Source organism: Priestia sp. LL-8, from assembly GCF_036227845.1.
GTDB classification, from domain to species: domain Bacteria; phylum Bacillota; class Bacilli; order Bacillales; family Bacillaceae_H; genus Priestia; species Priestia zanthoxyli.
This window is the reverse complement of sequence record NZ_JAZAQH010000001.1, coordinates 434,842-460,335: the sequence shown is the minus strand read 5'-3', so window position 1 is coordinate 460,335 and position 25,494 is coordinate 434,842. Positions and strand designations below refer to the sequence as shown.

The window sequence follows — 25,494 nt, the reverse complement described above, 5'->3', positions numbered from 1 at the left end:
TTCTTTTTATTGTGTATTAAAAACAAGGGGGGGAAATAATTTGTTTTTTTCGTTTATTTTTCTTAGCCTCATCAATGTATTTATCAGTATTAGCCTGGGGTATACGGCTTATCAATTATTTAGAAAAGCATTTATCGGGGGTATTCTTACATGTATCCTTGCTTGCAGCGCCCCTATTATATTTGTATGGCCTTCCCTGTTTTTATCAACGGGCATATCACTTTTTCTCTACTTTCTCATTATTCACTCAAAAAAGCACATATTATCTAATATGTAAATAAAAAACACGAAAATCTAAGATTTCCGTGTTTTTATCTACAAGCTGTATACGTAATAATCCTGCACGTGATATGAATTGAAACCGCATGTTTCGTAGAGTTGCAAAGCGCGTTTGTTTTTCGCTTCAACCTCAAGAAATATATCATATCCTAGCTGAAGCTGCTTTAAAACAACTTGTTTTAAAGCAGCTTTTCCTATTCCCAATTTTTGATAAGAAGGCAAAATACCAAATCCATAAATCCATGCTTCGCTTTTATCATAAGATACCCTTAACTTTCCAACCGCTTGACTATTGTACTCTACGATAAAATGATTTTGCTGTTCTTCCGTTTTCGTTTGTTCATAATAAGCAGCTGCTTCTGTTAAAGACATACCAAAGCATTCCACATCAACTTGCATTTCCATTTTCATATCGGTATCTGATTGGGAAGAGCGAAGCGTAACAAAGGGATTATCATCTTCCAATTCTCTCTCTGTCCACTTCATTTGATATTCTGAAAAAGTAAATGAACATGGAATTTTCTTTAAGAACTCCCTGCCTGAAACCGAATCGCCAGGAGCATTTAATAAAATCTCTGTATACCCTCGCTTCTTACATATATGTAAAGCTTGAGAAAACAGCTTTGAAAAAATCCTTTTTCGGCGATAGCTAGGAGCGACCATTCCGCATATTTCTACTGTATTCCCAAACCCATAAAGACCAATAAACCCAACAAGCTGATTATCTTCATAATGAAAAAAATCGTTAACTTCATTTTTTTTTCGACTTCGTAACATATCAAAATTCAGCTTCAGCTCTATGTGCTCTTCTTGTTCGCAAATAGACTGTAGCTTTTGTATATCTTCTAACACATGTTGTTCTAACATAAAACGCCTCCTGCATTCTTCTTTTTATTATAAGTTCGGCTTTATTTAACTTTTTCCTTTCATCTTTAGCGCAATAGTCGAATAATTATAGGGTAAAAGCAAGATCAAAAAGCATATAGAGTAATCAAACTAAATAGGCGGGGTGCTTATGAAAAAGACCATTTTAATAAGTTTTATTGCACTAGTTGCTTTAACGATTATTTATTGCCTGCAGAAAGAATTTATTTTTGCTTTAGCTTTGTGGAGCATTTATGGAACAGTATTATCTGTTTTTGTATATTTTTCTTTTTACAAATCAACGGAAAATCGCGAAGAATAGTAACGATAAAGCTATTAAAAGGTCTGTGAAATAAACCTTTTACAAACCTTTTATAAATTTACATCTGGGATATATGTTGGTAACAATTTAGAAACAAGTCATCCTTATTCTTAGTGTTATAGAAAAGTTATTACCTATTTCACTAAGGAGTTGGATATTTGTATGAAGACAATTACAAAATCTATGTCGGTTTTAGCATTAGCAGCGGGCTTTACTTTTTCATCTCTATCTGCAACACTGCCATTCACTCACGAGCAAACAGCAAGTGCAGCAGAAAAAATAAACGCACCGTTCAGCGTATATGAAGTGACCGCGAACGTACTCAATATACGTTCAAAACCTAGCACTCAGGGAAAGATTCTTGATACATTAAGAAAAAAAGATCAAATTGAAGTAGTCAAGTTTGTAAATGCAGACTGGGCTGCCATTAAAATAATTGGTGGCACTGGATATATCAGTACTTCCTATTTAATGAAAGTCCCTACTACTGTTCATACAGCTGCTAACCTTAATTTACGTACAGGGCCCAGCACAAGCAACAAAGTTGTCACAACTATTCCTAAAGGAAAAAGCGTCAGCTTCTTAGCTTGGGGCTACACAAAAGATAACAAGCTTTCATTTGATTGGGCTTTTGTAGAATACAATGGCTTCAAAGGATATGTGAGCACTTCGTACTTACAGCTACCTACTTATAGATAAAAACAGATAACTCCCCTGAATTAATTCAAGGGAGTTTGTTTATGGACACCTTATTAATAGTGGCCTGCCCATGAAGCACCGATGATAATTAGTAAAATAAATAGCACCACGATTAACGCAAAGTTATTTCCGTGTCCTGCTCCGTATCCGTACCCATAACCATAACCTCCGTAAAAACTCATTTTCTTTCACCTCCCTTTTTTGTAGAATATGTGAAGGGAAATGAAAACGAACATGAGTATTCTTTATCACAAAATTCATTATAATTTATAAGCGTTAACTCTTTTACTAGTAAGGCATAGGATATAGCATCCCGTGGTTCATCTCTACATCTTTCCCACTTTTAAAGTAAGGGTATATTCCAGCAATACAAAAAAAGAAGAGTTTATATAACTCTTCTTTTTTATTGAACTGGATTATCAACTTGCATGTAGTCATTATAATATTCTTCTAACGTAATTCCTTTCTTATACACCTTAGAGGCGAGTTCTTTTCCGACAAATCGTATATGCCACGGCTCATATTTATAACCTGTAATCTGCTGCTTTCCTTCCGGATAGCGAACAATGTATCCATATTTATATGAATTTTTTTCAATCCATTTGGCTTCAGGAGTATCTTTAAAACAATCTTGAGCCGCACACTTACCTGTGCTGCTTGATACATCTATACTTAGACCAGTCTGATGTTCACTGCTGCCTGGGTGAGCGCTGTAATGATTAGCTGCCGTTTCTCCATCTTGTTTTATATACGCTTGATAAAGAGATTCTTGACGGCTTTGAGAACGATAGGCAGAAACACCTGCTAGGTAAATTCCTTCTCGTTCAGCAGCTGAAAACATCCTTTCTAACGCTTTTGCTGGTTCTGCACGCATTTGGCGTTTTTCAATTTTTTCTTTAAATATAAACCGAACGTCTGGGTATACAAGGTCAGTGGGTTCATAGTGATCAGGAAGAAGATTTTGCTTGTTTACTAACACGGCAATGGATTCGGGGTTCCCAACAACTTCTATGCCATTTTGCTTCTGTTTGGAAGAAGATAAAGGATTATGTAAATCAGACGTATTTAAACGATCATCATGCTGAAAGAATCCTTGATAGCCTAGATACGAGAATCCTGCGATAACACCCAGTACTATTAGTAACGCTATTTTTTTATAAAATTTCATATTTCTATACTCCTGACATAATTTAAGCTTTTTAAGACACTCAAACATTGTATATAAATTAAGAAATAATTACTAATATAACAAACTAATTCCTACTATAAATTTCAGTATGCCCCGACCTATTTTTTTCAAACGTTTATTTTAAGCATAAAAAAGAGATGTCTTCTAAAAGACATCTCTTTTTACTTCTATTATATAAGACTAGTATTAGTCGATAACTGTAATTTTAACTGATCTTCTGCCCCAGTCTTGTGCAGCACTATCTGAAGAAACGAATACATCAATTCGATTTCCTTTGATTGCGCCACCTGTATCTGCTGCTACAGCTTGACCGTAACCTTCAACGTATACTTTTGAACCTAATGGAATAACGCTAGGATCAACCGCAATTACTCGTTGATTTGGATTTGATTTTAAATTTACTCCAGTAGCTGTTGTACCACTGCATCCAGCACAGTTAGCTGTATAAGCTGTTGCTTCAACAGTCATAGACTTGCCGCTAGCTTGCTGTTGAGACTGCTGTTGTTGTTGCTGTTGCTGTTGTTGCTGCTGAGCTGCTTGTTCTTTTTGTGCCTGCTCTTGTGCTGCCTGTGCTTGTGCCGCTGCTTGAGCTTGCTCTTGTTCTTTTTGTGCTTGCTCTTGTGCTGCCTGTGCTTGTGCTGCTGCTTGAGCTTGCTCCTGTTCCTTTTGTGCTTGCTCTTGTGCTGCCTGTGCTTGTGCTGCTTGAGCTTGCTCCTGTTCCTTTTGTGCTTGCTCTTGTGCTGCCTGTGCTTGTGCTGCTTGAGCTTGCTCTTGTTCCTTTTGTGCTTGCTCTTGTGCTGCTACTTGAGCTTGCTCTTGTTCTTTTTGTGCTTGTTCTTGTGCTGCTACTTGAGCTTGCTCTTGTTCTTTTTGTGCTTGTTCTTGTGCTGCTACTTGAGCTTGCTCTTGTTCTTTTTGTGCTTGTTCTTGTGCTGCTACTTGAGCTTGCTCTTGTTCTTTTTGTGCTTGTTCTTGTGCTGCTTGTTCTTGCTGAGCTTGTGCCGTTTGAGACTGCTGCGCTTGTGGAGCTGTCTTTGCTACTGGCGCACTAGCTGTTTGAGATTGAGCTGCTTTTGCCGTTTTAATTTTAAATTGTTCTCCAGGGAAAACTAAGTCTGATGTTAAGCCGTTCCATTCTTTAATTTCTTCTACTGTTACGCCATAATGTTGACCGATTGACCACAAAGTGTCACCACGTTTTACAGTATGTAAGATTTCTTTTATGCTAGATAAGTTTAGTGTCTGATTTGGATAAATTAGTGTTGATGTTAAGTTATTAGCATCTTTTAGCTCGTCTACGCTCACATTATGATTTTGAGAGATTTTCCATAAAGTGTCACCTTTTTGTACTTCATACGTTCCGCTTGTAGAGGCAGATGCCGCACCTACAAATCCTGCTGAAAGAATTGCCGTTGTCCCTAGAGTAAATACAAATTTCTTCATTTTCCGAATACCTCCTTATTTACTCAATGACTGAATGATACCACCTGTTCATTTCACTTCCATTACAGGAATATTTTACTTTTATTACGGATTTAATTAATTTTAAACATTTTCTTGTAATATTTCTGACAATTCATTTTTGAATAATGATTAAATTTCATCAAAATCATGTAAAAATTTGACGAAAAACCTATAAAAAGTCGGAGGTGTATTCGGTGATAAAAGTAACTTATAAGTAAAAAAAACCTTCTAAAAGCCATTGACTTTTAGAAGGTTTTTTTTACTTATATGAAACAGTTAAAGTTGGAGCATATGCAGAATGATCGCCCCCGTAAATTTCAACTACATCACTTAAAAAGTCAGCTGGACCTGAGTTTGACAAGCGAAACTGGGTCTTTCCAGTCTTATTTATATATCCCCAAAGTGAGGAAGGAAGTTGAGTAGTTGTATATCCATTATCGAGTGAAGGGACTGACATTTGGAATCCTCCTGAAATAGATGGAGAAGCCTGGTAATCTATTTGTTCTAAAGTACTGCTAGTTCCAAATACACCGCTTTTAATATCACTTTTTAAAAATGTAACATTGCCAGTTAAAGATTTACGATAAATTTTTAAAGATACGTCCGTAATAATTGCATCATCAGGTAAAGAACTTGTATCAAAAGATAAAATGGTTCGGTATGTGTCGATATTGTACATTCCTTTATCCCCAATTTTATGAATAGAACTACTCATACCGTCAGCTGATAAGTTTCCGATAAATCCATCTTCAGCAGCAAGCGAAGAAAATACTGAAGATTTCTCTGAAGTTCCAGAAATTTGATAAACTTCCGTCTTTACTTCCTCTTGGTTACCCGCTGCGTCTACACTAAAAAATTTTATTGTTCTGCTAGAGTTGATGGTAATAGGCTCAGAGTACTTTAGAGAATTAACAGTTGGTATGCTTCCATCTAATGTATAGTAAGTGGTGGCAGGTTCATTGGTTGATAATGTAACAGAAACAGAACTTCCATACGTTCCTCCCGCTGGTGAAGCAGCTGTAAAGGGTGGGGATATATCTTCCGGATCAGGAGCATCACCATTTTTCGGATGGCTTTTAAAAAAGTTCCAGCTTAATTTAGTTGCATTTGGTCCTTTAGGATCTGTATAAGAACCGGATGTACTTCCCCCTGACCAAGCATGTCCCATCCCTTCTATCATGTACTTTTCCATTACTGTTTTTCCAACTGTATCTTTGTAAATATATTGCGTATAGCTTCTTCCACCAGATACTGTACCAGTTACAGTTTGATCCGCCGTATCATCAATATTGTTATTATCCAGCCCATCAGACGCTCTATCATTTGTTTGAGCCCATTGCGATAATATTTGATGCGCATTTATAGGCGCAACAGTGTAGTCAGCTGTTCCATGAAACAAGATAACTGGAACCACTCGTTTATGCTCTCCCATGGCTAAATAGGCTAAATCCCCTTGTTGGATAGGATTAGGACCTCCACTGCTCATTGCTGTATAAGCACCTGTCACACTAGTCGCTGCTTTATATTCTAAGCCGGCCCCAACGCTGATAGCCGCAAATATGTCTGGATAAGTAGCTCCCATAATAACACTCATAGCTGCACCAGCAGATAGCCCTCCAACAAAGACTTGGTCGGCATCTATTGAATAACTGCTTTTTATTTGATTGACCATTCCAACAATTAACGCTGGTTCACCGCTTCCCCTTGATTGATGAGCGGTATCAAACCAGTTCCAACACTTATTTGAATTAGCAGAAGAGGGTTGTTCTGGATAAAGAACAAGAAACTTCTCTGTCTCTGCTAGTGCATTCATTTGGGTTCCTGCTGCAAATTGATCAGGATCTTGAGTACAGCCATGTAACATAACTACTAGAGGTAAGGCACCACCTCCCTGATAACTGCTAGGTACGTACAGTTTGTATGTCCTTCCGTTATATGTTTTAGAAGTAAAACTTCCTGCAGCTGAAGAAGACACAGCACCTAAAGATAAAAAAAGCATAAAAATAATCCCTGCTACAAACAATCGTTTCATCTTCCTGGTTCCTCCTTATATCGATATGATTATACTTGGTAGCAAACGTACATATCGCGATAATATAGAAGTGAATAAGGGCCACTAGTAAGATGATAGCAAGGTTTTATGTAATAAAATTTATATTAACTGCACGATTTGCCTAGGGTTATGAGGACGAATAAAATTTTTCATCTTCCAAATTTAGAAAACGCTTACATAAAATTGTAAACGATTGTGCCGATAAATACTATAAAAAAGACATACCTTTTAAAAATAGGCCGGTATGTCTTCTATGGATTGCTTACTTAAGTATTCATATTGTGACTCGCTGCAATTTACCATAGCAATGGATTGAGGATAACGCTGTAAATGAGAAGGGAGCTCCTTAAACCCAAACTGATGATAATATTCAGGAAGAATATCGCTATAAAGCATAAAAATAGCGCTGCGCTTCTCTATCTTCATCTTTTCAAAAAAGTCTTCAAGCATATCGCGGCCATACCCCATTCGTTGATAAAGCTGGTGTACAACAACGGATCCAATACCATGCAAAGCAAACTTTAATCGAGGAGTTTGTAAAAGAAGCAAAATAAATGAACCAATAATTTGATTCTCTTCATTTACGTATACATACCGAATTCCATATGTTTCTTCTTTTTGATTATCTCTAACATACTCTTTGTACGTCCTGCCTTTAGGCCATGCGGCATATCCCATTTGATAGACTTCTGCCAATTCTTCAGACTTTATTTTTCTTAATAACATGAACATCCCCTCTTTATTTATAATCCCATACGTCAGCAGACATTTTTTATAAAGTTAAAAATAGTTCCTGTATGTATATATTATACTTCATCCTACGGAAGCTTTCTTGCTCTGAGTGCTATTAACAGCTAATATGTGAGCTGCTTTCTCAAAAAACTAGAAGAATTCCTGATAGTTGTTCTTCACCCATATCAGTCATATATGTAAAGATACTCTTTATCATTCCATAAAAACATAGAGATGTAAATGTATTTCCAGCTTCATTTAACATTCATTATGTATCACCTATCCAAAAAGAGATTGGGCCATAACGAAATGAATCCAATCTAAAGACGAACAACCTGGATAAATAACCTGGAATGCTTGTTCTACCGCTGTTGCTTTCTGTGCAAGGCTTCGCTTTCCGCGGGCGGACGATGAGCCTCCTCGTCGCTTACGCTCCTGCGGGGTCTCATCTGTTCCGCTTTTCCCGCAGGAGTCTTCGCCTTGCTCTCCAATCAACAGCTAGAAGCACCTCCTACTGAAACCTACGTTCACCATGACCATTAAAAAACACGAACTATTCATCTATTTTTGATAGATAGTTCGTGTTCAACGTTAACTAAACTACTTTTGTCCCAGCATCTTTATAGTAAAAGTAATCATCATTTCTTAAGCTTTTTCGTTCTCTACATACTCCACTAGATGAAAGAAAAAACGATATGTAAGAACAAGAGCTTCACCTATCGACATTTTTTCATCAAACTCTTTTATAGCATCTAACTCAATATTCACATCCCATAATCCATCTTTATCATTAAATAAAAGCTGAACACTTGTTGGGCTTTCGTTAAGTTCCTTAGCAAAAAATTGTTTTAGTAAAGATCCGAACTTTTTTTGCATATGTAACCCCGTTAATACTTTGTATGTGCCAAACACATCATCCACTTCAAAAGAACATCCATCAAGCTTAATAAATTCGAACCATTTTGATTCTACATATAGAAATTCACTTCTGTGTTCTTTCAAGTAAGAAAGAGGGGTATCTAAAAAAGAAAGAGGAGATTCTTCTGCGATCAGCTCGTCTGTTTCTTTATCTACTCTTTCGATATAAGAATCTTTAAAACGTGAAGATGCCTCTTTTTCTTCTATTGTCAGGTTTTGCGGTATCAACTCTTTTTGCAACGCATATTCCTTTTCTTCTTGGTATAGAGATAAAGATTGACCTTGAACGTTCATTTCTTTTTCAATATAAGTTTGAATATTACTTTGTAACATGAAAAAACCTCCTGATTAATCTGCATCACTATCTTATATCATAACCTAAACAAGTGTTTATAAATATAGCCAAACAAAAAATCCTTAGGCTATGCCTAAGGATAGTAATGATATATTCAAGTATGTATAAAAGATAATTTGGTTGCGGGGACAGGATTTGAACCTGCGACCTTCGGGTTATGAGCCCGACGAGCTACCGAACTGCTCCACCCCGCGATAATAAAAATGCCTGGCAACGTCCTACTCTCACAGGGACAAAGTCCCAACTACCATTGGCGCTAAAGAGCTTAACTTCCGTGTTCGGTATGGGAACGGGTGTGACCTCTTCGCTATCGCCACCAGACAAGAGATTGTTCTCTCAAAACTAGGTAACAGTTTGCTGAGTAAAGCTTACGCTTTTAAAAGTTTGGTTAAGTCCTCGATCGATTAGTATCAGTCAGCTACACATGTCGCCACGCTTCCACCTCTGACCTATCAACCTGATCATCTTTCAGGGATCTTACTAGCTTGCGCTATGGGAAATCTCATCTTGAGGGGGGCTTCATGCTTAGATGCTTTCAGCACTTATCCCGTCCACACATAGCTACCCAGCGATGCCTTTGGCAAGACAACTGGTACACCAGCGGTGTGTCCATCCCGGTCCTCTCGTACTAAGGACAGCTCCTCTCAAATTTCCTACGCCCACGACGGATAGGGACCGAACTGTCTCACGACGTTCTGAACCCAGCTCGCGTACCGCTTTAATGGGCGAACAGCCCAACCCTTGGGACCGACTACAGCCCCAGGATGCGATGAGCCGACATCGAGGTGCCAAACCTCCCCGTCGATGTGGACTCTTGGGGGAGATAAGCCTGTTATCCCCGGGGTAGCTTTTATCCGTTGAGCGATGGCCCTTCCATGCGGAACCACCGGATCACTAAGCCCGACTTTCGTCCCTGCTCGACTTGTAGGTCTCGCAGTCAAGCTCCCTTGTGCCTTTACACTCTACGAATGATTTCCAACCATTCTGAGGGAACCTTTGGGCGCCTCCGTTACATTTTAGGAGGCGACCGCCCCAGTCAAACTGCCCACCTGACACTGTCTCCCGGCCCGATCAGGGCCGCGGGTTAGAATTTCAATACAGCCAGGGTAGTATCCCACCGACGCCTCCACCGAAGCTAGCGCTCCGGTTTCTCAGGCTCCTACCTATCCTGTACAAGCTGTACCAAAATTCAATATCAGGCTACAGTAAAGCTCCACGGGGTCTTTCCGTCCTGTCGCGGGTAACCTGCATCTTCACAGGTACTATAATTTCACCGAGTCTCTCGTTGAGACAGTGCCCAGATCGTTACGCCTTTCGTGCGGGTCGGAACTTACCCGACAAGGAATTTCGCTACCTTAGGACCGTTATAGTTACGGCCGCCGTTTACTGGGGCTTCGATTCAGAGCTTCTCCCAAAGGATAACCCCTCCTCTTAACCTTCCAGCACCGGGCAGGCGTCAGCCCCTATACTTCGCCTTGCGGCTTCGCAGAGACCTGTGTTTTTGCTAAACAGTCGCCTGGGCCTATTCACTGCGGCTCTCTCGGGCTATACACCCTACCAGAGCACCCCTTCTCCCGAAGTTACGGGGTCATTTTGCCGAGTTCCTTAACGAGAGTTCTCTCGATCACCTTAGGATTCTCTCCTCGCCTACCTGTGTCGGTTTGCGGTACGGGCACCTCCCGCCTCGCTAGAGGCTTTTCTTGGCAGTGTGGAATCAGGAACTTCGGTACTATAATTCCCTCGTCATCACAGCTCAGCCTTTATGATGAGCGGATTTGCCTACTCATCAGCCTAACTGCTTGAACGCGCATATCCAGCAGCGCGCTTACCCTATCCTACTGCGTCCCCCCATTACTCAAACGGCGGGGAGGTGGTACAGGAATATCAACCTGTTGGCCATCGCCTACGCTTTTCAGCCTCGGCTTAGGTCCCGACTAACCCTGAGCGGACGAGCCTTCCTCAGGAAACCTTAGGCATTCGGTGGACAAGATTCTCACTTGTCTTTCGCTACTCATACCGGCATTCTCACTTCTAAGCGCTCCACCAGTCCTTACGGTCTGACTTCGCTGCACTTAGAACGCTCTCCTACCACTGACATCAAAGATGTCAATCCACAGCTTCGGTGATACGTTTAGCCCCGGTACATTTTCGGCGCAGAGTCACTCGACCAGTGAGCTATTACGCACTCTTTAAATGGTGGCTGCTTCTAAGCCAACATCCTGGTTGTCTAAGCAACTCCACATCCTTTTCCACTTAACGTATACTTGGGGACCTTAGCTGGTGGTCTGGGCTGTTTCCCTTTTGACTACGGATCTTATCACTCGCAGTCTGACTCCCATGGATAAGTCTTTGGCATTCGGAGTTTGACTGAATTCGGTAACCCGTTGGGGGCCCCTAGTCCAATCAGTGCTCTACCTCCAAGACTCTCACAACATGAGGCTAGCCCTAAAGCTATTTCGGAGAGAACCAGCTATCTCCAGGTTCGATTGGAATTTCTCCGCTACCCACACCTCATCCCCGCACTTTTCAACGTGCGTGGGTTCGGGCCTCCATTCAGTGTTACCTGAACTTCACCCTGGACATGGGTAGATCACCTGGTTTCGGGTCTACAACCACATACTAAACGCCCTATTCAGACTCGCTTTCGCTACGGCTCCGCCTTATCAGCTTAACCTTGCATGGGATCGTAACTCGCCGGTTCATTCTACAAAAGGCACGCCATCACCCGTTAACGGGCTCTGACTACTTGTAGGCACACGGTTTCAGGATCTCTTTCACTCCCCTTCCGGGGTGCTTTTCACCTTTCCCTCACGGTACTGGTTCACTATCGGTCACTAGGTAGTATTTAGCCTTGGGAGATGGTCCTCCCAGCTTCCGACGGAATTTCACGTGTTCCGCCGTACTCAGGATCCACTCAAGAGGGAACGAAGTTTCAACTACAGGGTTGTTACCTTCTTCGACGGACCTTTCCAGGTCGCTTCATTTACTTCGTTCCTTTGTAACTCCGTATAGAGTGTCCTACAACCCCAAGAGGCAAGCCTCTTGGTTTGGGCTAATTCCGTTTCGCTCGCCGCTACTCAGGAAATCGCATTTGCTTTCTCTTCCTCCGGGTACTTAGATGTTTCAGTTCCCCGGGTCTGCCTTCAATATCCTATGTATTCAGATAAAGATACTGTTCCATTACGAACAGTGGGTTTCCCCATTCGGAAATCTCCGGATCAAAGCTCACTTACAGCTCCCCGAAGCATATCGGTGTTAGTCCCGTCCTTCATCGGCTCCTAGTGCCAAGGCATTCACCGTGCGCCCTTTCTAACTTAACCATTAGCGAATAAATGGTACAACATACTGTTGTGTTATTTATTGGTTTGATTAAAGAAAAGTTTCACTTTTCCTCAGCAATTACTGTTATCTAGTTTTCAAAGAACAATCGCAACCAAAATTCTTCTTATGTAATAAGAAGAAAGTAGTGTGCTTTCTATAATTGAGAGATTAAACTCTCAAAACTGAACAAAGTGTCAAAACGTACGTCATGTAAAAATCCTTAGAAAGGAGGTGATCCAGCCGCACCTTCCGATACGGCTACCTTGTTACGACTTCACCCCAATCATCTGTCCCACCTTAGGCGGCTAGCTCCTTACGGTTACTCCACCGACTTCGGGTGTTACAAACTCTCGTGGTGTGACGGGCGGTGTGTACAAGGCCCGGGAACGTATTCACCGCGGCATGCTGATCCGCGATTACTAGCGATTCCAGCTTCATGTAGGCGAGTTGCAGCCTACAATCCGAACTGAGAATGGTTTTATGGGATTGGCTTGACCTCGCGGTCTTGCAGCCCTTTGTACCATCCATTGTAGCACGTGTGTAGCCCAGGTCATAAGGGGCATGATGATTTGACGTCATCCCCACCTTCCTCCGGTTTGTCACCGGCAGTCACCTTAGAGTGCCCAACTAAATGCTGGCAACTAAGATCAAGGGTTGCGCTCGTTGCGGGACTTAACCCAACATCTCACGACACGAGCTGACGACAACCATGCACCACCTGTCACTCTGTCCCCCGAAGGGGAACGCTCTATCTCTAGAGTTGTCAGAGGATGTCAAGACCTGGTAAGGTTCTTCGCGTTGCTTCGAATTAAACCACATGCTCCACCGCTTGTGCGGGCCCCCGTCAATTCCTTTGAGTTTCAGTCTTGCGACCGTACTCCCCAGGCGGAGTGCTTAATGCGTTAGCTGCAGCACTAAAGGGCGGAAACCCTCTAACACTTAGCACTCATCGTTTACGGCGTGGACTACCAGGGTATCTAATCCTGTTTGCTCCCCACGCTTTCGCGCCTCAGCGTCAGTTACAGACCAAAAAGCCGCCTTCGCCACTGGTGTTCCTCCACATCTCTACGCATTTCACCGCTACACGTGGAATTCCGCTTTTCTCTTCTGCACTCAAGTTCCCCAGTTTCCAATGACCCTCCACGGTTGAGCCGTGGGCTTTCACATCAGACTTAAGAAACCGCCTGCGCGCGCTTTACGCCCAATAATTCCGGATAACGCTTGCCACCTACGTATTACCGCGGCTGCTGGCACGTAGTTAGCCGTGGCTTTCTGGTTAGGTACCGTCAAGGTACGAGCAGTTACTCTCGTACTTGTTCTTCCCTAACAACAGAGTTTTACGACCCGAAAGCCTTCATCACTCACGCGGCGTTGCTCCGTCAGACTTTCGTCCATTGCGGAAGATTCCCTACTGCTGCCTCCCGTAGGAGTCTGGGCCGTGTCTCAGTCCCAGTGTGGCCGATCACCCTCTCAGGTCGGCTATGCATCGTTGCCTTGGTGAGCCGTTACCTCACCAACTAGCTAATGCACCGCGGGCCCATCTGTAAGTGATAGCCGAAACCATCTTTCAATCATCTCCCATGAAGGAGAAGATCCTATCCGGTATTAGCTTCGGTTTCCCGAAGTTATCCCAGTCTTACAGGCAGGTTGCCCACGTGTTACTCACCCGTCCGCCGCTAACGTCATAGAAGCAAGCTTCTAATCAGTTCGCTCGACTTGCATGTATTAGGCACGCCGCCAGCGTTCATCCTGAGCCAGGATCAAACTCTCCGAAGAAATGTTTGACTTGCTCATTTAAAAAAATAAAAATTAACGTTGACGTTTGTCGCTTTGTTCAGTTTTCAAAGTTCAACCGCCGCTCTTAAGCGACTTTATTATCTTATCAAGTTATCAACGTAATGTCAACAACTTTTTAAAATTCTTTTTCCAGCTTCGTTGTTACTGTTATGTCTCAACGACGCTTTATAATAATATAATGCTCTGCACATAAAGTCAATATGTTTCGAGAAAAAAATGTTTTTTTCTCTTATTTGACTTCTTCCCTTACTGAGAAGTAGTTAAACTTAAATAAACTAAATTTTCTATCTTTTTCCCGAAAACCACTTATTATCTATATAAAAAAAGAAGCCCTTCACAAAAAGAGCTTCTTTCTCATCTCACTGATTAAGGTAAATAACGGCGTGCACCTGCATACTCTTCAATATATCCCTTCGTGTTTAAAGGAATAATCTCTACTGTCCGCTCGGAGTTCGGCGAATGAATCATCATGCCATCTCCCGCATACATTGCTACATGGTGGACGCTTCCTTTTCCTTGGTTATAAGCAAAGAACAATAAGTCTCCGGGTTGAAGGTTGTTCATATCTACTGGTTTCCCTGCTCGAGACTGTGGCCCTGAGTCACGTGGAATCGTAATACCATGGGATTGGTACATCGTAAACGTAAATCCAGAGCAGTCAAATCCAAAACCACTCATGCCAGCCCATAAATATGGAAGATTTAAAAATGCCTTTCCACTTTCAACAAGTTCCGTACCAGTTGGTACAGGAATATCTTTTTGAGACGTGTAGATTTTTCCTGCTTTTGTAGAAATCCATGCTGTCTTTCCATTTGGTTTTAATACTTTATATGCACTCTTTGATTTTACCAAAAGAGGTAAGCGCGTATTATAGCTAACTTCAATACCTTTCTTTTTCAAAGAAGGCGAATGATATAAATAAGTAGTCGGAGTCGTCACCATTACAAAAGGCTTCTTTGCATACTGTTCGTACCTTTTGCTATAGGTTAATTGTTTAGTAGGCATCCATCCGGGATATCCTAATTCATTTCGAGAAGTAGGCTGTCCGTCTACAGCTACTTTGACCCAGTCTCCTTGTTTGTCTAAAACCGTTACTTTGTTTCCATATAACGCTTGTGTCTCAAGCATCCCATCGCTAGATAACTGCTGCTTCTGTTTCAAATTCATCGATGTGGTCCACTTTTTCATATCTACAGGATTAGTGGCTGACGGAGCGTCCACTTCACGCAAGATGTTTGGTGCTGTCCACAGAGTAGCTGCTGCGACATCTATATAAGCAGTTTCTTTTTCTTCAGAAGCATGAACAGAAGGAGCTGCACTGACCCCAAATGTAGTTAAAATAACTGTTGTTACCGTCAAAAGCCAACCTTTTATATTCATCGTCTCTCTCCTTCTACTATATTACTATCCTTTTATTTTGAGATAGGAACGGTGATTTCTCCTATTCCAGGAAGATCTGATAAGAAAACCTCTTGACCGCTGTACTTTAACACATCTAGTTCAGTTGAAAGCCAAAGAGGAGCATCTAAGTCAAAATACGTGATATTCGGATGAGCAGCTGCCAGATGAGCAGCTGCTCCCACGGAAAGTGATGGTTCCATCATGCTTCCAATCATACATGCAACACCGTTCGCCTCAGCAATACTCGCGATTTTTCTTGCTTCATTAATTCCTCCGCACTTCATTAGCTTAATATTCAAAAGATCCACGTACCGACCGCTTACAAGCCTTAATGCATCTTTGGCAGAAAATAGACTCTCATCTGCCATAATGGGTACGTTTACTCGTTCAGTCACAAACTTTAATCCTTCCCAATCATGAGCAGGGACAGGTTGTTCTACCAATTCAATACCAAAGTTGAGAGTTTCCATTTCATTAATTAATTGCACTGCTTGTTTTGGAGACCACCCTTGATTTGCATCCAAACGAAGTTTTACATGAGCCGGAATGACAGATCGAATATGTTTAATGCGCTTAAGGTCTAGCTCAGGAATTGAACCTACCTTTACTTTTAAAATGTCAAATCCGTCCGCTGCACTTTTTTGTGCGTCCTCAGCCATTTTCTCAGGTGTATCAACACTTATCGTCATACAGGTAGAGATAGGCTGCTTATCACCCAAGAAAGCATATAAAGGAATGTTGAGAAACTTTGTATAAGCATCATGCAAAGCGATGTCAGCAGCCGCTTTGGCACTTGAATTGTGAATACAGCAGCTTTGAATTTTTTTTAAGAGTTTTTGAAACTGACGTATATCCTCTCCTATTAACGCTAGTTTAATAGGCCCTTGAAGTGCAGCTTGAATGCCTTCTAAAGAATCGCCTGTAATAACATATGTTGGCGAAGCAGCTCCTTTTCCTTTTATTCCGTTTTCTAACTGAATTTCTACACTTATGCTGTCTATCTCCGTTGCTGTTCGAAGCGCTGTTTTAAACGGAACGAGCAGTGGAACGGTTTGATGCTTTACAGTTATGTCTTTAATTATCATTTCAATCGCTTCCTTTCGGTTCAGCACAAATATTCTTTCATACGTATTTTTGGTTTATTCTTAGATCGCCCCTAAAATTTTGGCGATCATCATGCCAAAATAAGTACCTAAGAAGGAACCCATCAGAGCCATAATGACTCCTACCGGAATCAGTGCACGGTTATAAGCAGCTGCAAGCATTGGAGCAGACGCCATTCCACCAATATTAGCTAAACTTGCCACTCCGAGCGTAAATAAATCATATTTAAATAGTTTAGCTAGCAACAGCATAATCACTAAGTGCACAAACATAATGAGAAAACCAGATACTAAGTAAATAGGAGCCTGAGCTAAATTTGAAAAATCTGATTGAGAAGCAATTAGCGCTACAACGATGTATAACATAACATTGGATACATCGAGCGTACCTGGAATTTTTGCCGCTGGGGTTACAGCAAGCACTAGACCAACGATAGAAGCAATCATAATTGTCCAGCTCGTTGCATTGATAACCGCTCCCACTTCAGGCAAACGTCCTCCAATAAATGTAGAAAATGCCGAAACGAACAAACCTAGACCAAGTAAATAAAGAAGATGCTGAAACTGAGGGCCTTCTTTGTCGCTTTCAGAAGTTGCTGCGACTTCATCTATACTATTCTCAATAAAACTGACGTCTGCTTTTGTCCATTTATTAAATTTAGATGCAAATGGTACGAGCCAAAACATAAACATAACCCATACGGCATAGTTAATCGTATCCATCATGAGAGCGTAGCCAAATATATTTTCTGGAACATCCAAAATCCCTTGGAGAGCAACCATGTTAGCTGATCCTCCGGTCCAACTTCCTGATAAAGCACCAAAAGCTTTCCACGTATCCTCTACATAGAAATTCTTAAAAATGGCATAGACAAGGATAAAACCTACCATTATGCTAAAAACCGCAACGATGAATCCCCCCAGCATTCTTGGACCAAGTTTAATTACACTTCGAACATCACACTTTAACAGCATAAGCATCAGCATGGCTGGAAGCAGTGCATTTTTAACACCCGTATACATGGCGACATTTGACTCGCTATCCCCAAATAACCCTGCCGTTTGCATAAGAGCAGCTCCTATATAGATAAGCACAATACCCGGGATAAATTTAAAAAATCGATTGCCTTTAAATCTTTTTTCAATTCCTACCATGAGCGCAGCAAAGGCAGTTAACACACTCACATACATAAATCCATCTTGAATCATTTATTCTTCCCCCTTCATCTCCCCGAAAATGTTTTTATACAAAACAAAATCCAGCCCAACGTTTGAAAACGTCAGGCTGGATTTCGTCTAGGTCTATGTAGACAAAGCAGCTGTTATTTGCTGATATTTTTTCTGTGCATCATGAAACGCTACCACCAGCGCTTTTTGGGAAGACCCGAAGTAGCGGCTGTTAATTTCGTCTGTAAGGGTGGGATCACTTATGTGACGTCCAATAAAAATCGATTGAACAAATCGAACGGTCAACTCAATCGTCGCTGAGCATTCCACATCAATAATTTTCCCATTTGTTTTATCAACTACCAACCCTAAAAAATACTGATTGAACTTTTTAGTAATCGGATTGCTTTGAGGAGCTTTAGCATCTCCAATAATATAGATAGTATCTTGATCATACATGATTTTTTATTCCTCCTAAAAGAGATAACAGACGATGCTAGGGACCGGCAAATGAACGTTTGCGGAGCTACGCAACATGTATTCGCTTTCACAAGGAACATTATAATCTATTCTCAATATATCATCTATAAAACAATTTCACAATATAACTTTTATACTATTCAGAATAAAATAATATTTTTTGCAAAAAAAAAGCGATTGAGATATAACTGACTTAATCCAAACTAAAGACGAACAAATGGGATACATGAGCTGAATCGCTTGTGACACCGCAGTTGATTTCCATGTAAAACTTCACTTTCCGCAGGCGAGCGCTGAGCCTTCTCGTCGCTTTCGCTCTTGGAGTGCTTCACCATAACATAAAAAACGAACCACTAATCAGACATTTTGATTAGTGGTTCGTTTTTTAATTCGGCTCAAATATTTTTGTTCCGGCTTCTTTCTACGTCATCCTTTGAATACCGTAGAGGAAAAACGATTAGGGTAATCTGTCATCACTACTTTTACTGAAGCCTGCTGGAGCTTCAAAAAATCATTCATTTCATTAATCGTATATACCCGCAAGTCTAATCCTTCTTGCTTTGCTTTTTTCCCGTACGAAGAAAGAGCAAAAGACATATCGCAGTGAAGATGCGCTCCTATCGATTTTGCTTTTCCAATCGCATCTTCGCTCACCCCTTCAAATAAAAAACCTGTTGGTATATACGAATGGAGAGATCTCACTTTAGCCAAGCTATCATAGTTAAAAGATGACAAAATAACTTGATCTTCTAAATCAAACTCATCGATTAGACGAAGAACTTTTTCCTCAAGTTTTGGATAGTAAATTTGGTCATTTTTTAATTCAATGTTCACGGTCATTTCTGTCTTTTTGTCCATCATCCACTCAAACACTTCTATTAATGTGGGAATTGATTGTTTAGAAAAACGAGAATCATACCAGCTTCCAGCATCGAATAATCGCAGCTGTTTATATGAAAAGTCTTGAACGTATCCCATTCCATTCGTCGTTCTGTCAATTCGTTCATCGTGAATAACTACTATTTCCCCGTCTTTTGTTAATTGTACATCCAATTCAATACCTGCAACCCGCATTTTTCTTGCTTCTTCAAATGCAATCATTGTATTTTCAGGATACCGTCCGCTAAAGCCGCGATGCGCATAAAGATCAATTGAAGTGTTCATTGTCTTCTATCTCCCCTAACTAGTGATTCACTAAATAAAAAGCTCGTCCTCAAAATAACTTGAAAGACGAGCTTCGTAATCATAGGTTATTTTTGATTCGCTACTTCTAATGCTCTATTTGTTTCTTTTGCAGCTTGATCAAGTGCTTCTTTCGGCTTTACTCCTTGATACAGACTTTCCATTCCTGTTACTACCTTTTGACGTGATTCAGGAAATACCGAAATCAAAGCGCCTTGTGTTGCCGGAGTTGATTTAGTTTTATGAAGCTGATCAACCGTCACTTTTAACTGCGGGTATTTTTCCCACTCTTTCTTTACAATGTCTTGGTCATATGCTTTAGGATTAACCGCAAAATAGCCGCTTTCTACGTGCCATTTTGCCTGAACTTCTGGTGTTGCTAAATATTTCATGAAGTCCCACGCCGCTTTTGATGTTTCATCACTAATTCCTTTAGACATCCATAAAGATGCTCCCCCGATAGCTACTCCTTGGCGATCCTCTTCTTTTGGAACAGGAAGATCTGATACGCCTACATCAAATGGCGCATTGTCTACTAGTGTTTTAATACCTGCTGATGAGTCTAGGAACATTGCAATTTTTTTAGATTGAAATGCTGCGCGCATATCGTCCCAGTTTTGTCCTACGTTGTAGAATGTACCTTCTTTGTACATATCATTGATTAAATTAAATGCGTTTTGTCCTTCTTTTCCATTAAATACTGCCTTCTCAGCATCACCTTTACGGCCGTTTTCGTGATCTACATACAAACCGCCTTGAGAAGCAACTAGCTCTTCAAAGAACCATCCGTAATTTAGAATTGAAAAGCCGTATTGTGATGTTTTATTTCCTTGTTTCTCTGTTAATTTTTTTGCAGCTGCCTTTAATTCATCATACGTTTTTGGAGGATTTTCAGGATCTAATCCTGCCTTTTTAAAGGCATCTTTGTTGTAAACTAACACAGGTGTTGAAGAGTTAAACGGCATTGAATATTGCTTTCCATCTACTTGGTAATAGCTTGAAATGTTTTTCTCCCACTGCGAAGTATCGTAGTGGTCTTCATCAATAAACTTTTGAACAGGCTGGATCTTACCACTGTCTATCATGAATTTCGTTCCTACTTCGAACGTCTGCATAATAGCCGGTGCATCCTTTGTTCCTGCTACTGTATTAAATTTTGTTTGTGCTTCCTCATACGTTCCTTGAAAAACAGGCTTTACTTCCACTTTGTCCTGAGATTTATTGTACTCATCGACAATTTTATTGAGTGATTTTTCAAGGTCACCGCTCATAGCGTGCCAAAAAACGACTTCTGTTTTACCTGATGCTGTTTTTTTAGTTTCTTGCGCTTCCGAAGAACCAGTTGAATTTGAGCAAGCACCTAGAACGACTAGCAAGCATGCCGTTACGATAGCCAATATCTTTTTCATCACATTCACTCTCCTATTTAATTGCACCTTGTGTTAATCCTTTTTGAAGACGTTTTTGACCTAGGAATAATAGTAATAATGTCGGTAAGATCACAACAACGACAGCGGCCATAACCACTCCCCAATCAGTTGAAATCTCCTGCGTTTGCATTTGCTTTAAACCAATCTGAACGGTACGAACATCCTCTGTATTTGTCACTAATAGTGGCCATAAATACATATTCCATGTTGTTAAAAAGCTATATACGCCAAGCGTAACTAAGCTTGTTTTAGACACAGGAAGCACCACGTTCCAAAAGAAACGAAAGCGGCTGATCCCTGCAACTTGAGAAGCTTCATATAACTCATTTGGAATGGTTTTAAACTGTTGACGCAATAAAAAGGTTCCAAATGCTAAAGCAAAAAAAGGAATCGTTAGTCCTAAATAATTGTTAATCCATCCTAGCTTTTGTGCTGTTAAAAAGTTAGGAACCATCGTTGCTTCCCATGGAATCATCATCGTAGAAATAAAGAGAAAGAAAATAGTATCTCTTCCTTTAAATTTAATAAATACAAATGCAAAAGCGGCCAAACTTGAAACTAACAGCTGCCCAGCCATGACGAAGATAGATACGGCAAAACTGTTGATTAAATAATGAAGCAGCGGAACTTTTTCAAAAGCGTCCCGATAATTTTCAAATGAAAAAGATGACGGCCAAATCTTCCCTTCCAACACTTCCGCTCCACTCATAAAACTAATGGAAAAAGCGTATAGAATAGGAAACATCAATACTAACGTAGCTGCAATGAGTAACAAATAAGTTGTCCATTTTCTCGTGATGCTCATTGATAATGTACCTTCCTTTCTCCAAGTTTGAATTGAAGAGCGGTAACCAGTAGAATACAGAAAAATAAAATTGTAGCTTGAGCACTTGCAGAGCCAACATTATAGTTTACAAATGCATCTTTGTAGATTGAATAAACAATGACATTTGTGGAATCTGTAGGTCCGCCTTTTGTTAAAATGTCAATTTGTCCAAACGTTTGAAACGCGTTAATAAACGAAACGGTGATAATAAAAAACAGCGTTGGCGAAAGCATAGGAAGCGTAATTTTACGGAGCTGATACCAATAGCTAACTCCAGCAATACGCGCGTTTTCATACAGCTTTTCATCAATATTTTGTAACCCGCCAAGTAAAATTAAAAAGGTAAACCCAATGTTCATCCAAATCGTAGAGATGGACACAGCAATCAGCGCATACTTAGGATCTAATAACCACTGCACATCATGAATGCCTACAAGATTTAATACTTTATTAATAACACCGATTGTCGGGTTATACATAAACATCCAAATTACAGAAGAAGCCGCTACGCTCATTCCCATCGTAGATGAAAACATTGTTCTGAAAAAACCAATTCCTTTTAGCTTTTCATTTGCGATTAGCGCTAGGAATAATGCAATAATTAAGCCAATAGGCACCGTGTATAGTACAAATAAAAAAGTGGCTTTCATACTTTGTAAGAAGTTTGGATCTGTAAATAGATAAAAGAAATTTTGCAATCCTACAAATTTCAAGGGATTTCCCTGTGTGTCTGTAATAAAAAGACTTAAATATAAGGTCTTAATCATTGGGTAGAATAGAAATACCCCAAATAACAACAATGATGGAAGCAAGTAAGATAATCCTACCAATAGGTTAGGCATTGACTTCTTTTCTTTTGGATTTGATGAAACAGAAACAGGCGAGTTTGCTGTTTTGGTAACAGCACTCATACAAATGCCCCCTTTACAGTTAAATCTTCCGTTGATGGTTCATAGTGCAAGCATGAACCTGTACCACTATCAAATAAAAACAGATGTTTTGGATCGATAAAAATAGGGACGCGCTCTCCCACTTTTATATTCCATTGACCGTTCCACTTAGCCATCCACTGCTTGTCTCCCATTTGAAATGTAAGCAGTGTTTCCGTTCCTAGAATTTCGACATTATCTACCTCTACGATAAAGCTGGTGTTGTCGTTTGTCGCAAGCTGAACGTGCTCAGGTCTTACTCCAACCACAACTTCCTTTTTACCGCTAAGGTTGCTGTATGATGCACTCATAGAAATAGCTCTTCTATCTTCAAAAACGAGTAAGTTATTTTCTATAGAAATGTTTGATAAGTTCATAGGAGGAGAACCTATAAACGATGCTACAAACGTGTTTGCCGGTGCATTGTAAATATCAAGGGGACGCCCAACCTGCTGAATATTACCTCCATTTAAAATCATCATTCGATCCGCCATCGTCATCGCTTCCGTTTGATCATGCGTGACATAAATCATCGTAATACCTAACTTACGCTGAATCTGGCGAATTTCTGATCTCATCTTTGCTCGCAGCTTCGCATCCAAGTTTGATAACGGCTCATCCATCAGGCAAATAGGCGAATGAGTAACAATAGCACGTGCGAGTGCTACACGCTGACGCTGTCCTCCCGAAAGCTGTCTAGGCTTTCGCTTTAAATATTCACTTAAACCAAGCATTTCTGCTGCTTCCCTGCAGCGCTTATGCTGTTCTTGCTTTGAAATTTTCTTTGTATGCAGACCAAAAAGAATATTTTGTTCTACTGTCAAATGCGGATATAAAGCATAGTTTTGAAACACCATGGACAAATCGCGCTGACTTGGAAGCAGTTTATTTGCTTTTACATCTCCAATTAGCAACTCTCCCTGTGTGACTTCTTCTAATCCGGCAATCATTCTCAGCATTGTACTTTTCCCGCACCCTGAAGGACCTACTAATACGAAGAATTCTCCAGGTTCAATTGTGACGTTAATATCTTGAATAACATTTGTTTTTTGATCGTATGACTTTCCAACGTTAACTAGCTCTACTTTTTTCATTAAAAACGCTCCTTTCTCGCTCATTCATATTTTTTCCACAGCCATGATTTCCCTGTAGAAACTGCCGTAGCCCCTGCTTTTAAAGCAGCTTGGATATGGCTTTCATGTTGAATGAGTCCACCTGTAATAATAGGGATATTTGTTTTTTTAACGATTTTCTCTATCATCTCCGGAATCAACCCTGGCATTAGTTCTAATGCATCCGGTTTAATATCTTGAACTGTTTTTAACCCTTGTGCTACTGCGTCTGTATCCACTAAAAACAGCCGCTGAATAGCAACCAGCCCTTCCTGTTTTGCGTAATTAATGAGTGAACTTTTAGTGGTTACGATACCTGTGGGCTTTACAAACTTAGCGAGAAATTTCAGCCCTTCCCGGTCATAGCTAATTCCCGGAATTTTTTCAATGTGTAAGAAAACCATTCGATTATGCTGTTTGAGTAAATCTACATAGCGTTTAATTACACTAATGTTGCCCGTCAACAAAAAGGCGGCCTGGATCTCTGTTTCTAAAAATTGTTCTAAATTTTTCGGACTTTTAATGGATGCAATTAAACGATCTTGTCCAAGCTGTTGTAAGAAATCTGCTTCCTTATTCAAAACGATTCCTTCCTTTCATTTATAAAAAAACCACAAAAAACGCATAGGATGTTTATATAGACCTATTGTTTTTTGTGGTTTCTCAATTTCATAACCTTAGTAACTATTCACTTATCGTTCACATGTTTTATAATAATGGTTATTTGTGAAGGCAATATAAAGAAGCTGTTGAGTTTTGTAAAGTAAACGTATAGTTCCTGTAAATCGCCTAAAGATAAAAAAAAGCCGTTGATTTCTCAACGGCTTCACAGTGCACATTCTTCGATTTCAAATCCTAAATCTTCAATTAATCTCCAGTCAGCTGTAGGTTCTTGACCTTGAGTCGTTAAATAATCACCTACAAAAATTGAGTTTGCAGCAAACAGACCAAGCGGCTGAAGGGATCTGAGATTGACTTCTCTGCCTCCTGAAATCCGAATTTCTTTCGTTGGATTTACAAAACGCATCATCGCCAACAGCTTTAAGCATTGCATTGGCTTTAACGCCTTTTTGTCTTCTAGAGGCGTTCCTGGAACGGCAACAAGAAAGTTGCATGGAATAGAATCTGCATCTAACTTTTTAATTTGAAAAGCTAATTCAACGGCTTGCTCATTTGTCTCGCCCATTCCAAAAATCGCACCGGAACAAGGTGACAAACCTGCTTTTTTAGATGTAGTAACCGTATCGACTCGATCTTCATAGCCATGTGTAGAACAAATATTGTCGTAATTATCAGCGTGAGTATTTAAATTATGATTATAGCGATGAACACCCGCCTCGACTAGTTCGTGTGCTTGATCATCTGTTAAAAACCCTAGACAGGCACAGATTTTCAAGTCTGTCTTTTGACGAATTTCTTTTACCGCTCCCACTACGTGCGCTACTTCTTTATCAGTAGGGCGACGGCCTGACGCCACGATACAATATGTACCTGCTTTTCTTTTTTGAGCTTCAAAAGCACCTTCTACAATTTTCTCTTTTGTTAACCACGCATACTTATCAATCGGCGCTTCTGATACAATCGACTGCGAACAATATCCACAGTCTTCTGGGCATAAACCCGATTTAGTATTAATAATCATATTAAGCTTTACTTTTTTTCCATAATGATGATGACGAATTAAGTACGCGGCGTTCATGACCTCTAACACTTCTTCATCCGGTACATGCAGAAGTTGAAGCGCTTCATTATATGTAATTTCTTTCCCTTTAATAATAGACTGAGCAAGTGCTTTCCAATCTCTTAAACTTGTGGTTTCCATCGATTCCCCTCCACTTTAGTAAACTAAAAAAATATAAAGTTAACAATTA

General features: G+C 40.3%; 21 protein-coding genes, 1 tRNA gene and 3 rRNA genes. 2 read left to right on the top strand and 23 right to left on the bottom strand.

Annotation, left to right across the window (positions count from 1 at the left end):
- Positions 1 to 315: 315 nt before the first annotated feature.
- Positions 316 to 1,146, bottom strand: coding sequence for a GNAT family N-acetyltransferase (locus tag U9R83_RS02460; protein WP_014461771.1), 831 nt, complete (start codon positions 1,144 to 1,146; stop codon positions 316 to 318).
- A gap of 148 nt (positions 1,147 to 1,294) precedes the next feature.
- Here U9R83_RS02460 and U9R83_RS02455 point away from each other — a divergent pair, with 148 nt between their 5' ends.
- Positions 1,295 to 1,465, top strand: coding sequence for a hypothetical protein (locus U9R83_RS02455; RefSeq protein ID WP_014461772.1), 171 nt, complete (start codon positions 1,295 to 1,297; stop codon positions 1,463 to 1,465).
- Between the two features lie 162 nt (positions 1,466 to 1,627).
- Positions 1,628 to 2,164 carry an SH3 domain-containing protein gene (locus tag U9R83_RS02450; protein ID WP_014461773.1) on the top strand — a complete coding sequence of 179 codons (537 nt, stop codon included), beginning with the start codon at positions 1,628 to 1,630 and terminating at the stop codon, positions 2,162 to 2,164.
- A 53-nt stretch (positions 2,165 to 2,217) separates the two neighbouring features.
- On the opposite strand, the gene U9R83_RS02445 is transcribed toward U9R83_RS02450, so the two are convergent.
- From U9R83_RS02445 to bioB, 22 genes are all read right to left on the bottom strand, one after another.
- The gene (locus U9R83_RS02445; protein ID WP_014461774.1) at positions 2,218 to 2,346 is read right to left on the bottom strand and encodes a YjcZ family sporulation protein; all 129 of its coding nucleotides are present in this window, start codon (positions 2,344 to 2,346) and stop codon (positions 2,218 to 2,220) included.
- A 221-nt stretch (positions 2,347 to 2,567) separates the two neighbouring features.
- On the bottom strand, positions 2,568 to 3,332 hold the full coding sequence (locus U9R83_RS02440; RefSeq protein ID WP_014461775.1) for a M15 family metallopeptidase: 765 nt from the start codon (positions 3,330 to 3,332) through the stop codon (positions 2,568 to 2,570).
- Positions 3,333 to 3,539: 207 nt separating this feature from the next.
- Positions 3,540 to 4,796 (bottom strand): LysM peptidoglycan-binding and 3D domain-containing protein, encoded by a 1,257-nt coding sequence (locus tag U9R83_RS02435; RefSeq protein WP_209368210.1) that lies wholly within the window; start codon positions 4,794 to 4,796, stop codon positions 3,540 to 3,542.
- Positions 4,797 to 5,076: 280 nt separating this feature from the next.
- A complete protein-coding gene (locus U9R83_RS02430) occupies positions 5,077 to 6,849 on the bottom strand; it encodes an extracellular catalytic domain type 1 short-chain-length polyhydroxyalkanoate depolymerase (protein WP_014461778.1) in 1,773 nt (590 codons plus the stop codon).
- Between the two features lie 249 nt (positions 6,850 to 7,098).
- On the bottom strand, positions 7,099 to 7,596 hold the full coding sequence (locus tag U9R83_RS02425; protein WP_014461779.1) for a GNAT family N-acetyltransferase: 498 nt from the start codon (positions 7,594 to 7,596) through the stop codon (positions 7,099 to 7,101).
- Positions 7,597 to 7,881: 285 nt separating this feature from the next.
- Entirely contained in the window at positions 7,882 to 8,097 is a 216-nt protein-coding gene (locus tag U9R83_RS02420) for a hypothetical protein (RefSeq protein WP_014461781.1), read from the bottom strand.
- Between the two features lie 150 nt (positions 8,098 to 8,247).
- The gene (locus tag U9R83_RS02415) at positions 8,248 to 8,853 is read right to left on the bottom strand and encodes a hypothetical protein (protein ID WP_208732762.1); all 606 of its coding nucleotides are present in this window, start codon (positions 8,851 to 8,853) and stop codon (positions 8,248 to 8,250) included.
- Positions 8,854 to 8,992: 139 nt separating this feature from the next.
- Positions 8,993 to 9,069, bottom strand: a tRNA-Met gene (locus U9R83_RS02410).
- Between the two features lie 11 nt (positions 9,070 to 9,080).
- A 5S ribosomal RNA gene (gene rrf, locus U9R83_RS02405) occupies positions 9,081 to 9,196 on the bottom strand.
- A gap of 63 nt (positions 9,197 to 9,259) precedes the next feature.
- Positions 9,260 to 12,195 (bottom strand): 23S ribosomal RNA (locus tag U9R83_RS02400).
- Positions 12,196 to 12,420: 225 nt separating this feature from the next.
- Positions 12,421 to 13,972 (bottom strand): 16S ribosomal RNA (locus U9R83_RS02395).
- Together the 16S, 23S and 5S rRNA genes with 1 tRNA gene alongside form the textbook arrangement of a ribosomal RNA operon.
- A gap of 387 nt (positions 13,973 to 14,359) precedes the next feature.
- On the bottom strand, positions 14,360 to 15,373 hold the full coding sequence (locus U9R83_RS02390) for a C40 family peptidase (protein WP_014461784.1): 1,014 nt from the start codon (positions 15,371 to 15,373) through the stop codon (positions 14,360 to 14,362).
- A 32-nt stretch (positions 15,374 to 15,405) separates the two neighbouring features.
- A complete protein-coding gene (locus tag U9R83_RS02385; RefSeq protein WP_014461785.1) occupies positions 15,406 to 16,479 on the bottom strand; it encodes a dipeptide epimerase in 1,074 nt (357 codons plus the stop codon).
- A 60-nt stretch (positions 16,480 to 16,539) separates the two neighbouring features.
- The gene (locus U9R83_RS02380; RefSeq protein WP_014461786.1) at positions 16,540 to 17,706 is read right to left on the bottom strand and encodes a DUF819 family protein; all 1,167 of its coding nucleotides are present in this window, start codon (positions 17,704 to 17,706) and stop codon (positions 16,540 to 16,542) included.
- Between the two features lie 93 nt (positions 17,707 to 17,799).
- Positions 17,800 to 18,123 carry a DUF3870 domain-containing protein gene (locus U9R83_RS02375; RefSeq protein ID WP_014461787.1) on the bottom strand — a complete coding sequence of 108 codons (324 nt, stop codon included), beginning with the start codon at positions 18,121 to 18,123 and terminating at the stop codon, positions 17,800 to 17,802.
- A 447-nt stretch (positions 18,124 to 18,570) separates the two neighbouring features.
- Positions 18,571 to 19,308, bottom strand: coding sequence for a glycerophosphodiester phosphodiesterase (locus tag U9R83_RS02370; RefSeq protein ID WP_014461788.1), 738 nt, complete (start codon positions 19,306 to 19,308; stop codon positions 18,571 to 18,573).
- A gap of 86 nt (positions 19,309 to 19,394) precedes the next feature.
- Positions 19,395 to 20,735, bottom strand: a complete 1,341-nt coding sequence (locus tag U9R83_RS02365) for an ABC transporter substrate-binding protein (RefSeq protein WP_042992356.1) — start codon at positions 20,733 to 20,735, stop codon at positions 19,395 to 19,397.
- A 13-nt stretch (positions 20,736 to 20,748) separates the two neighbouring features.
- Positions 20,749 to 21,561 carry a carbohydrate ABC transporter permease gene (locus U9R83_RS02360; protein ID WP_115652986.1) on the bottom strand — a complete coding sequence of 271 codons (813 nt, stop codon included), beginning with the start codon at positions 21,559 to 21,561 and terminating at the stop codon, positions 20,749 to 20,751.
- Positions 21,558 to 22,493 carry a carbohydrate ABC transporter permease gene (locus tag U9R83_RS02355; protein ID WP_014461791.1) on the bottom strand — a complete coding sequence of 312 codons (936 nt, stop codon included), beginning with the start codon at positions 22,491 to 22,493 and terminating at the stop codon, positions 21,558 to 21,560. Before U9R83_RS02355 ends, U9R83_RS02360 begins: the two co-directional genes overlap by 4 nt.
- Positions 22,490 to 23,605: an ABC transporter ATP-binding protein gene (locus U9R83_RS02350; protein WP_209368208.1), complete on the bottom strand. Its 1,116-nt coding sequence runs from the start codon at positions 23,603 to 23,605 to the stop codon at positions 22,490 to 22,492. The genes U9R83_RS02355 and U9R83_RS02350 overlap by 4 nt, the downstream gene beginning before the upstream one ends.
- Before the next feature lie 20 nt (positions 23,606 to 23,625).
- Positions 23,626 to 24,204, bottom strand: a complete 579-nt coding sequence (locus U9R83_RS02345) for a glycerol-3-phosphate responsive antiterminator (RefSeq protein WP_014461793.1) — start codon at positions 24,202 to 24,204, stop codon at positions 23,626 to 23,628.
- Positions 24,205 to 24,449: 245 nt separating this feature from the next.
- Entirely contained in the window at positions 24,450 to 25,445 is a 996-nt protein-coding gene (gene bioB, locus U9R83_RS02340; RefSeq protein ID WP_243550197.1) for a biotin synthase BioB, read from the bottom strand.
- Between the last annotated feature and the right edge of the window lie 49 nt (positions 25,446 to 25,494).